The sequence below is a fragment of the Nitrospira sp. Ecomares 2.1 genome, from assembly GCF_965152585.1.
Genome location: NZ_OZ224219.1, coordinates 1,804,299 through 1,818,091, shown reverse-complemented (window position 1 = coordinate 1,818,091; position 13,793 = coordinate 1,804,299). Strand labels below are relative to the sequence as shown.

Annotated in this window: 13 protein-coding genes and 1 pseudogene; 9 read left to right on the top strand and 5 right to left on the bottom strand. The window is 48.9% G+C overall.

The window, feature by feature from the left end; all coding sequences use genetic code 11:
- Positions 1–741 precede the first annotated feature (741 nt).
- The 3 genes from ACWHYD_RS07860 (at position 742) to ACWHYD_RS07850 (ending at position 3,661) form a co-directional block, all read left to right on the top strand.
- On the top strand, positions 742–1,788 hold the full coding sequence (locus ACWHYD_RS07860) for a hypothetical protein (protein WP_447965352.1): 1,047 nt from the start codon (positions 742–744) through the stop codon (positions 1,786–1,788).
- A gap of 145 nt (positions 1,789–1,933) precedes the next feature.
- Positions 1,934–3,433 (top strand): alginate export family protein, encoded by a 1,500-nt coding sequence (locus ACWHYD_RS07855; RefSeq protein WP_447965351.1) that lies wholly within the window; start codon positions 1,934–1,936, stop codon positions 3,431–3,433.
- Between the two features lie 75 nt (positions 3,434–3,508).
- Entirely contained in the window at positions 3,509–3,661 is a 153-nt protein-coding gene (locus ACWHYD_RS07850; RefSeq protein ID WP_447965350.1) for a hypothetical protein, read from the top strand.
- A 239-nt stretch (positions 3,662–3,900) separates the two neighbouring features.
- Here ACWHYD_RS07850 and ACWHYD_RS07845 read toward each other — a convergent pair whose 3' ends face one another.
- Together ACWHYD_RS07845 and ilvA are read right to left on the bottom strand one after the other, a co-directional pair.
- Complete coding sequence (locus tag ACWHYD_RS07845) at positions 3,901–5,139, bottom strand: SGNH/GDSL hydrolase family protein (RefSeq protein ID WP_447965349.1); 1,239 nt, start codon at positions 5,137–5,139, stop codon at positions 3,901–3,903.
- A 211-nt stretch (positions 5,140–5,350) separates the two neighbouring features.
- Positions 5,351–6,865, bottom strand: a complete 1,515-nt coding sequence (gene ilvA, locus ACWHYD_RS07840; RefSeq protein WP_447965348.1) for a threonine ammonia-lyase, biosynthetic — start codon at positions 6,863–6,865, stop codon at positions 5,351–5,353.
- A 500-nt stretch (positions 6,866–7,365) separates the two neighbouring features.
- On the opposite strand from ilvA, the gene ACWHYD_RS07835 reads away from it, so the two are divergent.
- The 5 genes from ACWHYD_RS07835 (at position 7,366) to ACWHYD_RS07815 (ending at position 10,622) form a co-directional block, all read left to right on the top strand.
- Positions 7,366–7,530 carry an MlaA family lipoprotein gene (locus tag ACWHYD_RS07835; protein WP_447965347.1) on the top strand — a complete coding sequence of 55 codons (165 nt, stop codon included), beginning with the start codon at positions 7,366–7,368 and terminating at the stop codon, positions 7,528–7,530.
- A complete protein-coding gene (locus tag ACWHYD_RS07830; protein WP_447965843.1) occupies positions 7,514–7,732 on the top strand; it encodes an MlaA family lipoprotein in 219 nt (72 codons plus the stop codon). Before ACWHYD_RS07835 ends, ACWHYD_RS07830 begins: the two co-directional genes overlap by 17 nt.
- 211 nt (positions 7,733–7,943) lie before the next feature.
- Positions 7,944–8,285, top strand: a complete 342-nt coding sequence (locus tag ACWHYD_RS07825) for a hypothetical protein (protein ID WP_447965346.1) — start codon at positions 7,944–7,946, stop codon at positions 8,283–8,285.
- Positions 8,286–8,891: 606 nt separating this feature from the next.
- Entirely contained in the window at positions 8,892–9,521 is a 630-nt protein-coding gene (locus ACWHYD_RS07820) for a hypothetical protein (protein ID WP_447965345.1), read from the top strand.
- 63 nt (positions 9,522–9,584) lie between these two features.
- Entirely contained in the window at positions 9,585–10,622 is a 1,038-nt protein-coding gene (locus ACWHYD_RS07815; protein WP_447965344.1) for a hypothetical protein, read from the top strand.
- Positions 10,623–10,902: 280 nt separating this feature from the next.
- Here the strand turns inward: ACWHYD_RS07815 and ACWHYD_RS07810 are convergent, their stop codons facing one another.
- From ACWHYD_RS07810 to ACWHYD_RS07800, 3 genes are all read right to left on the bottom strand, one after another.
- Positions 10,903–11,130 (bottom strand): hypothetical protein, encoded by a 228-nt coding sequence (locus ACWHYD_RS07810; protein ID WP_447965343.1) that lies wholly within the window; start codon positions 11,128–11,130, stop codon positions 10,903–10,905.
- A 236-nt stretch (positions 11,131–11,366) separates the two neighbouring features.
- Positions 11,367–12,380, bottom strand: a complete 1,014-nt coding sequence (locus ACWHYD_RS07805) for a hypothetical protein (RefSeq protein ID WP_447965342.1) — start codon at positions 12,378–12,380, stop codon at positions 11,367–11,369.
- Between the two features lie 100 nt (positions 12,381–12,480).
- Positions 12,481–12,843: a hypothetical protein gene (locus ACWHYD_RS07800; RefSeq protein WP_447965341.1), complete on the bottom strand. Its 363-nt coding sequence runs from the start codon at positions 12,841–12,843 to the stop codon at positions 12,481–12,483.
- A gap of 450 nt (positions 12,844–13,293) precedes the next feature.
- Between ACWHYD_RS07800 and ACWHYD_RS07795 the strand changes: the two are divergent.
- Positions 13,294–13,692 (top strand): annotated as a pseudogene (locus tag ACWHYD_RS07795) (SulP family inorganic anion transporter); the annotation flags it as partial.
- Positions 13,693–13,793: the final 101 nt, after the last annotated feature.

The following is a 13,793-nucleotide window of genomic DNA, read 5'->3' as shown; positions in this document are numbered from 1 at the left end:
AGGCAAATCTGTGAGCAATTTGCGCCCTCTGCTTGGTGAAAGCCACAGTGGTTATTGAATTTTCCCGCTTCATTGAAGCTCAATGTTCTCCCTTGTGAGACGGCAAATTCTGCCGGGAGAACAGTAATCTGCTTAAAATAGGCAATTCGAATGGACACCAGAAGTGCTCCGCCCCCACCGCGACGATCATGAGTGTAAATGGGTGGTCGTCCGGCATGCTTTCTGGTTAATCCGGTTTCGCGGCAACAGACTATAACAGACACTTCTCACCCTTTTCGACTCGCGACCTTCAGATCCTCTGTACCTCCTCAAGGAAGGCGGATGAGGGGTGGGATGGTGATTGCATCGTTATGGATAGATACGTTAAAGAACATGTCGTCCACCCCAATCTTCTGCGACCGAGGGCATGTTGGGTCTGAATGGCAAACAGGTCACCATGAACCCACGGACTATGCCTGATGAAGGGTGAGCATACGAAAAAATCTGAAAGTGAACCCCCACTTTTAATTTTTTTCGTGCCAACCTTGCACCTTTAACCTCGTTATTCCTGTATGGTTAAATCGGAAATCTTTCCACCCAGGACATTCCCAACACGTGCAAAGGAACCCCTCCACAGCCGTCATTCCCGACATTGAGTATCGAGAATTCATCTGTGTGTGTGCATATGGATGCCTGCCACAGACACACAGGTGTGATGCAAGAAAGATAGATGGCCGCCGACAAATGAAAACCCGACAATCTATGCTTTTGAGCCTAACCGCCTCAGTTGAGACTGCTTACAGGCCGCTCTTTTTATCCCTTGTCATTCTCCTTCTATTCCTTGCGCCCCCGACGTTTGCCGAGTGGAAGGTCACGGGCGAGAGCAATGTCTATTATACCGACGATGCCGCCCTGTTCTCGGCAACCCGGAGGCTGAGCCGAAGCCAGGACCCTACTCAACCGGTTATTGATAGCCTTCTCGCTAACCAAGGGGACGATGTGGTGTATGAACCCATGGCTCATATTACAAAGTCCTTCCCGATAATGGGTCGATCTACCCAATTGGGTGTCCGGGGACAAGGGTTTATCTTTACGAACAATACTCAATTTAATCACGGATCCCTGAGTGTGGAGGCCTCCCATCATCTGACCTCCTCCACACACCTCCTCCTGCGCTATTTTTTCGGACCCGATCTGTATTTAGGAAGGAATGAGGTGCGGCCACTTGAAGAGACTGGCGGAAATTCACCAAAAGTAAAAAAGGAAGAGGTTACTACCAATTATTGGGCAGGAGGACTTGCTCAACAGATCCCCGGTATGGACGATGCCAGGATTATCCTCTATGGCCGCTATGGATTGCGGGAATACGACAAACCCTTCACACAACGGGACACCCGGTTTTGGACTATCGGGACGCACGTGGAATGGAAACCCGCACAGAAAATCGGGCTGGCTCTGGGCTATCATTATGAGCGGGGCTTGTCGGATGGACGGAAGCAGCCAGAATTACAGGATGATACGTCCTACTTTAATCATTTCGTGACCGGGGAGATGGACGTGGAAATCACGGAACGGTTTGGACTGGAAATGGCGCTCCATTATGAATTTAACGGATGGACCACAGGCATTGAGGGGGATGAACGCAAGGGACAACATGAAAATGTGGTGCAAGGGGATATTGCCGTTCGATATCAGGTAAACGACCTTCTTCAACTGACGGGTGGCTTTCAAGGAGCGCATCGAAAAGAAAGTTTTGAAAAGGGGTTAAAAAACCTCAATACCTGGGTAGGCGCCAAATGGGTATTTTAATTTTTTCGTAGCAAGATTCATGATCCTCCGAGGAACCCAGGGAATCGGCACATTACAAATGTTAAGCCAGCCTCAGTCCGAGCTTCGTCCATAGTTAGCTTCCATGCGGATATGGTTCCCCCACAGCAGGAATGCCGGAAAGATCATGGCTCTTTCCTTGTTTTGGATCCTGCTGGCTGCACCCATTTCGCATGGCGGAGAGCCCAACAAACAACCAACTCCTCCAATAGATGATCCTTTCCTGCTTTGGCAATTGGATGCAGTCAGGGAAAGAGCCAGAGAAATTCCTCAAAATATCCAGGAACGGATTCGAAACGGTCAGGAGTGGAATTGGAACGAATATCCCGATCAGGTGCTCTTGCAGGAGGAGGCAGAAATACATTGGAACCGGTACCTGTCTGCGGCCCTCAATGCGCCGAAATGGTTGGACCTCGGCATGACCGCTCGTCTGCGGCGCGAGGGCTTTGATTATCCCTTTAAAACGGACCAGAAGGGAAGCACCTGGCAATGGGCGACCAGATCCCGTTTCCGGGCCAGCGCACGGTGGAAGGCCTTCCGTGCTCAGCTGGAATTTCAGGGGTCCACAAACGGTGTCGATTCCGCCACTGACGTAGTGGGGACCTCGACATTGACGGCCGGCAATGTACAGCAACTCTTTGTGGCGCTCACCTTGCCGGATGTGTGGCGGACCGGACTTCGAACAGATCTTCATGTCGGGCGCATCAACCTGGATATCGGGTCACGCCGTCTTGTTGCCCGCAGCCGTTTTAGCAATTCTTCTCAGGCCTTTGACGGCATTCACTGGAATCTTGCCAATGAAGGTCAGTGGCAATTCCGGACTTTTTTTTCTGAAGTGGTTTCAAACACCCGTGCCGCGGACCGTCTGGGCCTGTTTACTAATAGCGGGAATTTGTTCTGGGGCCTTTCCTATGAAACGTACCAACTCTCCTGGTCCAGAATTCACCTGTATTATTTCGGCAGGGATGAGGATGCTGAAGGGGAACAGGTGGCGCGCTCCCATTCTACTTTTGGCGTGAGGCTTTATCAGCCACCACGAATCGGATCTTTTGATTATGATGGTGAAACGGCCTGGCAGGTGGGTACGATGGATGGGGAAGATCATTTTGCGTATTTTCAACACTTCTCCTTGGGCTATACCTTTGCGCTTCCCTGGGCTCCCCGCATCCTGGCCATGTACGATTACGCCAGCGGAACCGATAGTGCAAATGGGAACTATAACCAAACGTTTGATAATCTTTTTGGCGCGCGGCGCAGTGAATTAACACCCACCAGTCTGTTTGGACCATTCTACCGTTCCAATATCAGCTCCCCGGGCATTCGTTTGATTCTCAACCCGCTTCCCGTCCTTCGACTCGACCTGAAGTTCCGGGCCTGGTATTTGGCCCAATCCCGGGATGCGTGGGTCAATTCCGGCCTGCAGGATCCATCCGGCGCCGCGGGCAACGTGTTGGGACAGGATCTGGAGGTAGGCGTTCGGTGGAATCCCTCGCCCAATCTCAGCATAGATGCCGGCTATGACTACTTTCTCAAAGGTTCCTATCTTAAAAACCAAACGAACGTGCCGGGAAATCCACCGGCGCAAAATACCAATTATTTCTATATTCAAACCGAAGTCAGATTTTGATGACCTGGTGCTATAACCCTGGGAGAACGGCAAGGGATCACGGCCGGAGAGCAAAAGGGAGCCTGGTGCATTTGGATGGTTGAATCACTGCTACATGGGCTGGAATTCACCCTGCTCCTATTGGCCATGATTGCTATCCAACTTCATCCAGCCCAGGGTCAACGGTTTTATAACCGCCAGCAACGGCTCTCTTACTCGAAAAGGGTTACGGCCACACCTACCGAATAAGGAGTCCAAACACTTAAATTAAGTCTCCACCCAAACGACGGAAACCCTTTTCAATTGATGCAGAACGGCCGGACAATACTCACCCTGGCAAAATGAACGGTTCGATTCTTTGCCGTCCGCGTATTTTGCCCTCCCCTACCACGGTTGGTACGGTGAAAGCTGAGCCAACGATGGGACTCTTCGTATTGCTGGAGGTAGAAATGATGAAGCCTCGATTCCTACGCAAGACGGCTTCTCATCTACATGCCCGATACAAACTCACCAGGACCCCTTATGGTTTTGCCAGGCCGTATTAGTGAAGCAAGGAAATCCTTTAGGGCAAGACCAACGACCTGGTGTCCCAAATAAGTAAAATGAATGTCTGTCTTGCTCCTCCTCAGGGTAGAAATTTCTTTCCCAATCAGCAACGGCAAGGTATCGTAGCAAGGCACGCCATTGCCTATACACCACCGTTCCAAAGCCTTGTTCATCTCGAAATATTGATACGTGTCAACATTCGGAAGTACCCCCTCCCACGTAAAACGAGGGATATTTAAAACAGCAAATTTGGCTCCGCGTGAATTGGCCAGAAGACGGGTTTTCTCAAGAACCCTCAATGCCTCGGGGAAGGCATCCTCGTAATTTCTTTTCCGATAATTAAGAAATAGGTGATCCGACACATTGCACAGACTCAGGAGACGCTGACAAAGATAACATTGCCAATAGACATCCTGTTGCCACTCAGTCCAGTCAGGAGAATATAAACGATTATTTTTTCGGTAACGAAGGTTCCGGTTAACATCATCCAGATAAAAGCTAAAGATTAAATAATTATGGGGAAGGTCTCGAAGTTTTTCTGAATAATACAGGTAAATCTGTTCCACGCTATAAGCAGCAATACTGGCATTGATAATTTCAAGCTTTTTTTCCTGGTGAAATTCTTTGTTAAATTCTTCTTCCAAGATTGTAGGAAAGTTTTTAGGGTGGCGTTCAGCAGCCGGGATGGAATCGCCAATAAGGAGCACCCTCTCGTCCGGCATCTGAGGATTGGGTTCAGGTCCTACGAATCCATAGGAATTTGCCCTTTCTATTCCATTTTCCTTATATCGTGCATAATACCAATAGGACCGATCCGGGCTATTCATAGCTGAAATATTTTGAACCGGGTCTGGCTTCCGTAAATCACTCCCAAAGAAGAGTTCAACAAAAACAAGCGTCAGGAGCGCAGAGCTTACCGGGAGAACAATGAGGTTAACCCATGATTCTCCGGCGACCAGATTTTTGACAATTAACTCCCATCCCAGAAAAAAACCGAGTGGGAAAAAGCTGGTCAGAGAAAGGAGCAGGAAAATTCTGATGGGAATGTGCGGACTGGAAAAAACCCATATCCCGAACACAATAAAAGGAATACAGAGTAAAGTAAGGAATCCCCAAAAAATGGAATTGGCATTATCCCCTTTTGGAGAAGGTTCACTTTTGCAAACAAGATAGGCAGACATTCCCACTGAGGCCAGCCAGGAAACAGAGTAAACCAACCACAGAGACGTGCTGTGACTCCTAACAGAAATTAATTCTTGTAGGAGTTGATCAGAGAAGTAAGCCCATAGGGGTAGGATAGGAATAGTGGCACAAAGAAAAAATGCAGCCCATCGACTGGTCTTCAAAATTCCCCCAGTATTCCTGAAGTTGGAGAAACTTCTCGCCATCGATTTAACCTAAGAAATATTGATAGGCTTCGTTTTTCGTTTCATCCCGGTAGGGGTAACCCAGGGCTTTCAGAAGAACATCAAGCTGTTTGCGCTCAGGTTTAGGCACCTGCATACCCACAAGCACACGGCCATAGGCAGAACCGTGATTGCGATAATGGAACATGGAGATATTCCAGCGGAAGGCGAGCTTGGTGAGAAAATTCAGGAGGGCTCCCGGTCGTTCGGGAAATTCAAAACGAAATACGATTTCATTTTTGGCCTGTGGCGCATGCCCTCCCACCATATGGCGAATGTGCAGCTTAGCCACTTCATTGTCGGTCATGTCAACGACCTGATAACCTTTTCCCCTTAAGAGCGAAATAATATCTTCGCGATCATTTTTATCGGGGGAAATCTGCACACCGACAAAAATATGTGCATCAAGATTATCCGCAAATCGGTAATTAAATTCTGTAATTGAATGTTTTCCCATCAAGCTGCAGAATTTCATATAGCTTCCGGGCTTTTCAGGGATAGTGACTGCGAGAACTGCTTCCCGACCCTCGCCGATTTCTGTTTGTTCGCTGATATAGCGTAAACGGTCAAAATTAATGTTGGCTCCGCTATCAATCGCAATTAATGTTTTGCCCTTGCAGCCTGTCTGCGCCACATACTTTTTCAATCCTGCCAGCGAAAGCGCTCCGGCGGGCTCGGCAATCGAGCGGGTGTCCTCAAAGATATCTTTAATGGCGGCACACATTTCATCGGCGTTGGCAGTGATGACGCCATCGATAGTTTTCCTTAGCACACGGAACGGCTCCTTGCCGATTCGTGCCACAGCAACCCCATCGGCGAATATACCCACCTGAGGTAACATCACCCGTCGCTTTGCTTCCATTGCCATCTTCAAGCAGGCCGCGTCTTCTGGCTCAACGGCAAACACTTTGATTTCCGGTCGCACACATTTAATAAAGGCCGTCATGCCTGCGCACAACCCACCCCCACCTACGGGAATAAATACGGCATCAATGTGGGCGGGATGCTGCCGCAATAACTCCATGGCAACGGTACCCTGACCAGCGATAACATCCGGATCATCGTAGGGCGGAATGTACGTCAGACCTTTTTCTTTCAACAAGATTTGTGCATGGGTTGACGCTTCATCGTATGTGTCGCCAAACAACGCCACTTTCCCGCCATGGCGTTTGACAGCATCCACCTTAATTGCGGGGGTTGTTCGCGGCATGACGATGGTGGCATTCACACCCATATGCCTCGCCGCAAGAGCCAGACCCTGTGCGTGATTGCCCGCCGAGGCCGTAATGACGCCACCCGCCCGCTGCTCATCGGTGAGATGTAATAATTTATTGTACGCACCACGAATTTTGAACGAAAACACAGGTTGCAAATCTTCTCTTTTCAATAACACATGATTACCCATGCGTTCGGAAACGAGGGAAGTGTCATCCAAGGGTGTTTCTATGGCGAGGTCATAGATGCGGGCATCAAGAATGCGTTTCAGATAAGACTGTGGCATAAGTTTCTAAATTGGATTCTGTCGTTGCAACCGTTCGCACTCATGGAAATTTCTATCAATGGCACTCTCCGGGCTGTAGTTCATGATAGTTCCTCTCGAACCATAATATATAATTCCCTTTCCAAAAGCACAGCAACTTCCAATTTGGTATGAGTCTGAATCAGACCAGTGCTTTAGGCATCATAGGAGTATGAAGACTGTCCTGGAGGATTCACAAGACCTGCATCAAATCATGGGCTTGACCTGGCTGGACATTCCACACAAAAGAGAGGTCACAGAGTTCTACCTTACGGGTGCCGCGTTCATCGGGACATCCCTTCGCCTCTCACCCTTCAAAAATGTTTTTACCTCTGACGCTTTAATCAATCGACTAAACGGCCAGTAGAGGACCTGGCGCATTCTGACGCCCGATATCTCGTGGATGCCTACGATTTCATCAGAGGGGTGAACCAGGACATTGATAAATTAAGTGCACCACTTGATGGATACGTGATCTGCCTGTGGCGGAAGGGTATGAAGTCGTCATGCCGGATTTTTTCGAGGACCGTCTTTCCAAATTTTTTCTTGCCGAGTCCCGGAATCACTTCAACGCGATGTTTCAACTCAATGGAAAAGCAACGATGAACACTTTGGGACTTTTCCGCATCAATTGCACATTCGGGTGAGGAAGGTTTTTTTAATCATGCCACTTTGTTAGGATTACATCAAGAAACAAAGGACTTTGGCCACACGCTCGGACGTTCAGGACTGAACCCTGCCTATCTCGTACCTCCTATTTTTGGATCTTCATCGGATATTCTCCTGTGGACGTTAAGATTCCAATCATGGAAGGTCGCCTTTGAGAGACGCGATGGTCTCCATATCTAACAGGACGGAAACCGATAAATGGATCTGATGAGAGGATCCATGGCATTCAACGCATCTTTCTTTCCTGCACAGTGAAGGGGCCAACGATATACGAGGCCCTGAGGGTGTAAACCGTCGTATTTTTTCTTCACCTTAAACGAATTGTCAACCAATTATCGCACGGCAAAAATAGCCGAAAAACCCACATGTATTTATCACAAAGGAAGGGATCATGAACATGCAAGTTATTTGTAAATTGTTGTTTGCTGCCACAATTGTTGCCCTGATCGTTGGGTGCGCCTCCAGCCCGCCTAGAGAATTGGTCCAGCATAACGATCATACCCGTTTGGCCGCCTGGTACCAGAAAGAAGCTCGTGATCTTCATGCACGGACGGAAGAGATGCGTCAAATTAAGAAAGAGTATGAATTCTTAGGAACTCCCAAAGAAGGACATGAATCAATCCTCGTGCAACATGCTAAAAATTTAGAGCACCATTACTCCAAAGCCGCGGAACTCGCCGAAGCAATGGCGAAGGCCCATGCTGAAAAGGCAAAAAACCTGCAAGAAAGGTAAACGGAACTTATCAGGTCTTTTAGAGGGAAAGGGGATCGCTGCGTTTCACATGTTCAATATTCCTCCTGTGATGAGGCATGGAACACGTTTATTAAATTTGACGCCCTGAATTTTTCGATTCGTACCCAGACCGGAGGGTCAAGCTTTGCACCCCAGATAAGCGGTTAGTATGCCTATTACAGACATTTGGGTAGTGGTGAAAACATTTGGTCCTATGCCCTCGGATTTGGTTGCAATGATGATGGCATCAGGATGGTTATTCATAATCCCCTGTTTGAATTTCAATCCAAGGCATCCACCCTTCAGACGGAGGATCAAGTTACCTCAATGAGAAATTCCACAGGGCTGCTGACCGATTGCGCAGTCAGCTTCTTCCATTTGTACATTCCCCTGCATTACAAGATTCACTTTGAACGCCGTTTCCCCTATACCCTGACCTGGGCAATGGATACGAGGGTCGAGTGAGTTGCCCTATAACCAAACCGACTCTATGTTCGAATATGGCCCTGTTCGGTTTCTCTACACAAAAACCGGGAGTTGAATATGGCGAAGTTGATGAACACGCATACCTTTGCAGGTTTAGGGCGTTCTCTGTAAGATGACGCCATGATAACTCAATTTCTGGAAAGGGAAACTCTTCCGTATCTTGGGCGAGTCTGTCTCCTGCTCTTTCTTTTTGGTTTGGGGGGGGGCAGTGAAAGAGCCTATGGCGATTCTCCAAACGGCGAACTCGTGGATCTCACGGGAGGAGTCATTCCCTTGCTCACCTATGACTCCGGAGGAAGCTTTACAGGCGGAGGAGAATTATTTTCGGGGGGAAGCCTTTCCTCTCGAGGCGACGTCCGCTATCTGGTTCGAGTGAAAAATCAGACCGGTGATCCCATCGATGCCGACTCCCTGATCCTCGTCGTTGACAAAATTCAAGAAATGGCACGGCTCCGCGATGTGACCACCAGCCTTGATATAAGAGGGACCGATGGGAATACTGAAGATGGGAAACCGTATTTCCGGGTTCCTGTTGATGGCCAGGCAGAACTCCCCCCATACGGGGAAAGTGAATCCTTCCCCATCGAAATCAAAAACCCGGACCTTCTTCGCTTATACCCTCCGGTCTTACGGGTGAGAGGAATCCGAAAGACGGCCTCACATGCGTTTCAAGGTGCGCTCCAAAACTTGATCCAGGAAGGTGTCGTGACCCCCGAAGAAGCGGAAAAGGCCATAGACCAATCACAATAGAAATAACATTCGGAAGATACGTGGGCGGTGAAATTCCGCATGAATTCAGAAGGGATGAGAATAGTGGATAAAGTGGAAAAACGTATTCGGGCCATGATAACCAGCATATTCAGTGTGACGTTCTTCTTCATGGCAGGAATGGGAACGGGGCTGGCTTCAAACGTAGAAAACCCGAATGAACCAAACCCCATAAGCGGGCATGCCATTTCTCTCGAAGAAATCACGTCTGCAGATGTCATGGCCCGTGTTCAGATGCTTCTGGATACCCTGGAATTGATCCGGTTTGAAATGGGAAAACCACTGGTAACCCCGTCCGATGCCATTGTCACCAATGTCCACTCCCATGAAGCCTATTTCCAAGCTCTGACCCTCTATCATAAAGCTGATCGTCTCGCTTTGGAACTCACCGGGAGCACAGGAGTTTCACCGGAGCCCATTTCGCTGTCTGCTCTTGCGCCTTTGCATATCTGGAAAATGGTGAATGCGAGCTATATTCGTCTTCTGACCATCAAGGAGGAGTTAGGTCTGAAGGAAATTATCCCGGAACGACCCGAGGATTCCGCGACAAGTCTGACAGAAATCGGACGCGCCATTGTACAAGCCAACCGGCAAATCAATCTCCTGCAGGAGCGCCATTTCTCACCCAGTGATGTATCGCAACAAGTGCTTCTGGCCAGTCAGTACACTAAACGGTTGCTGGACCGGTTTCCCCCATCAAACGCCACTGTAGAGACTTCCCCTTTAGTGAGGGGCAAACAGCCGGCCGATGTATTTCTTCGCTTGGTTGAATGCTATGCCATTCTGGAAAAGATTGCGCAACAGTCCCGCGTTCCGGTTCTTCACCTTGATCTGCCTGCCGCGCATAACGTGGGAATTTCGCGGCAATTATACCCAAGCGATGTCTATGATATGGCTACCCTCCTGGTTTCGGATCTCGCCTTTTTTTATACACAACTAAAAAAACACGACTCTCTTAAACCCATTCCCTATCCCGGACGAACCTTCCCTTCCCAGGTTTACCAGCAAGCTACCGTACTTCTTCATCAGTTGAAATCACTGGAACAGTTAGTAACAAACGATCCGGAATGGCTTTCCAAATAGAGAAGAACCATTTTCTCTAAACGATTTTTACCATCACCTTCTTGTTACCAACGCAGACATAACACCACACCCTCAGCCCAGCATGCAGCACCATTCCCGGGCAAAAGCCGGGGCCATCTACTAACCCATCTGAGGTACGACGACGGCAGCCGTATTTTTCAGCAGAGTGAAAAAATTACCCATATCGCATGTCATACCACTCTACTGATCCACAACAGAATCTCGGTCTGCTTGATCAGCATTTACCATCAGGCTCCGGCTCCCGGTATCATGGACATGCCTAAAACCGTTGCTCCAATTGTTGCGCATATGGTGACGAGCGATAATGCGGCCTTCTGGAATACGTACAAGTCAGAATTCGCCGGTTATATCGAAGCGGCATCGTGGGAAGCTTGTTGGGCTTGCGCGATCGGCCAATGAGAACCGGGGCTAGCATTGGAACCCACACTTGCGGCAGATTCCGGGAATTTCGAGGAGTGAGGAGACGGGGAAATTGGATAAGGCTCACCCTCTGTGAATACTCCTAGGATAAGAGTCATGATGAGTAGAAGGAATAAGATCCACACAACAAAAATTTGTTCGGCAATATATTTCTCCGATGAGGTATCCGAGTGTATTTTGCCATTATGTATGGCCGGTGGCACAGCACCAAAATCTTTATTATGTCTGTCGCCTCTGATTTTCGTTAATGGGTCCGGTGGTTATGGGTGACCACCCGGTTCCGGCCGCATAAAGGCGAACAGTCTATTGAATCCAATCGGGATGAGATTGCACCTGTTTTTGTAAAACCTGCAATTGAGCCAGGAGTCCACCAACCTGTTGATACACATGGGAAGGCAGGATAGGACCATGAAGTCTGACCGGTTGGGGGTGAGGCTTATGAGAAAGATGGGAATGGAGATATGCGAGTTCAGAAATGACCAGGGTGCCTAAATCATAGACATCATTTGACCGAATGTCGGGACGATCAAGATTCTGAGGTGCCAGCGTTAACATTTGAATATTGGAGGCCCTGGCGATGCTTCCTAAGACCATATAGCAATCAATGAGATGATCATAGCTATTCCATGACTTGCGACCTCGTTCAAGCGGTGGGAGAGGAGCAGACGCTGGAGCATTAGGAAATTGACCCAAGAGGTGCGTGGTGTATTCAATTCCCAGGCGGATTAATTCTGCGGCATCCCTCGGAGAAAATTGATGCATCAGTAAAAGATTGAGTTGGGTATTCGCCAATCCAATAACAAAAAAGACTTGATTGGGGGACGTTTCGGCATCGGCCAAAGCTTCACTATTAGTCAGGGGGAGCCCGAGTTGCTGCTTAAGAGACAGGATTCGATGTAGAGAGGTATCGACCATTTTCCAGACATGAAATGGACGTATATCGTCAGGATCTTCTTCTGTTCCAATGCGATCCGGTTCTTCGGTGAGTTCCGTTACCAACCTGGACACTTTTTGATTAAGGGTTTTGGCTTGAAAGAACACCTCATGGGGAGTCGCATTTTCAACCAGGAGACCTACTTCCCGACTCTTGGGTTGCCCCATTTCAAAACGGATGTCATCCAGTTCCTTCCGTACCAGTTGAACTCGTGCGAACACATCAGCCGGGGTGATGGATTCAATTGAAAGTTCATGACCACTCACGGGAGGAGGGGTTGTGATGGCCTTGGTCATTCCAAGACTTGTCATTGGAAAACTAAGTAACATTCCAACCATCACTCCGCCTTTGAGAATGTTTAACGCCTGAACTGGAAAATGCATCGTTATCGCCTTTTGTAAAAGCCCACATCTCTCCCGTCGAGCCTGACTGAGGGATTCGCTGGGCTGCGGTTGTCCATATTATTTTTCTTAAACGACTATTTTACATTGAACAGGCTCTTCCCAATGTTTGCGGCACCCCCTTCCAATCACAATCCACATCTGAGGATAGCCCCAAGTGAATCGTTCGACTGGGCATTAATAACCGCATACACGAACAAAACGAGTGCCCTGTAACATTGGAATGCGAACCAGCTTGGAGGAAAAAAACCGATGAAAGCGCACGATTCATGAGCACCATAGAGTCTAAAATTTTAGGTACAGCCAATTCGTCCCCGGCTTTCCGGAATTTCGTAATCTGTAATTTCAAGGTACTTTCATAGGAGGATACCAAAAACTCTTTCCTCACCACATCATTTAAATTCATTGGTGTTTCAATGTCGCCACCAATGGTTGACCTCCACATTTCTCATACACAGAGAGAAAAACATGGTGAAGGCCTCCTCCGCCAGATACAACACCCGAAAATTTCTTCGATCAGGCTGAACGGCAAATCTGTATCCAATCCGGCCTCCTGTGCCCTGTGACAGGCGAGTGCCCGTTGGTCCTATCGGTATCTCCAATGCGAAAGGGGCCGGTCTCACAGAGCACAGGAGAGGCATATTCAAGTCCGGCGAATCCATCGCCCGACTTCTTTAGACGGCGAGATTCGGCGTTCATATCATGTTCCCGGATGACCATTATTAAAAGAGTCATGTTCAAGTTTTTCCGGAAATTATGGTACAGTTTCCCCTCAGTGCTACCGGGCCGAAAGTATCGTCGACCATGTATGGTTTAACTCCAAATTTAAACTTCCGCTCAAATTCCCGAACCCGTCGGTGGATGCCAGAGCAGATGTGTTTCGGGACCCGGCATTATGAGTGAAAAAATCCGATACGGCAGCCAACTCGCGGACGGCGTTCCGGTCCGCAGATGGCGTGTGGCGTTTCCCCCCGCACAGTGGCTGGCTGCCTACCGACCACAGTGGTTGACGCACGACGCCATTGCAGGAGTGACGCTCGCTGCCTACGGCATTCCGGTCTCACTTGCCTATGCCTCGCTCGCCGGTCAACCGCCACAATACGGCATTTACTGCAATCTGGTTGGGGGCCTGTTTTTCGCACTGTTCGGTTCGTCGCGGCAGCTTGCGATCGGGCCAACCTCGGCGATCTCCATGCTGGTTGGAGTCACAGTTGCCGACATGGCACAAGGCGACCCGGGACGTTGGGCGGATATCGCGGCACTGACCGCACTGGTTATGGCAGGCATGTGTGTGGCCCCAATCATTAGAATTCCAGAGATAAGCCAACAAATCCCTTGACGTATGACCAGGTATTCGAATCGAATAAGAAAGTAGTGGGAGGGATTTCAGTGGGC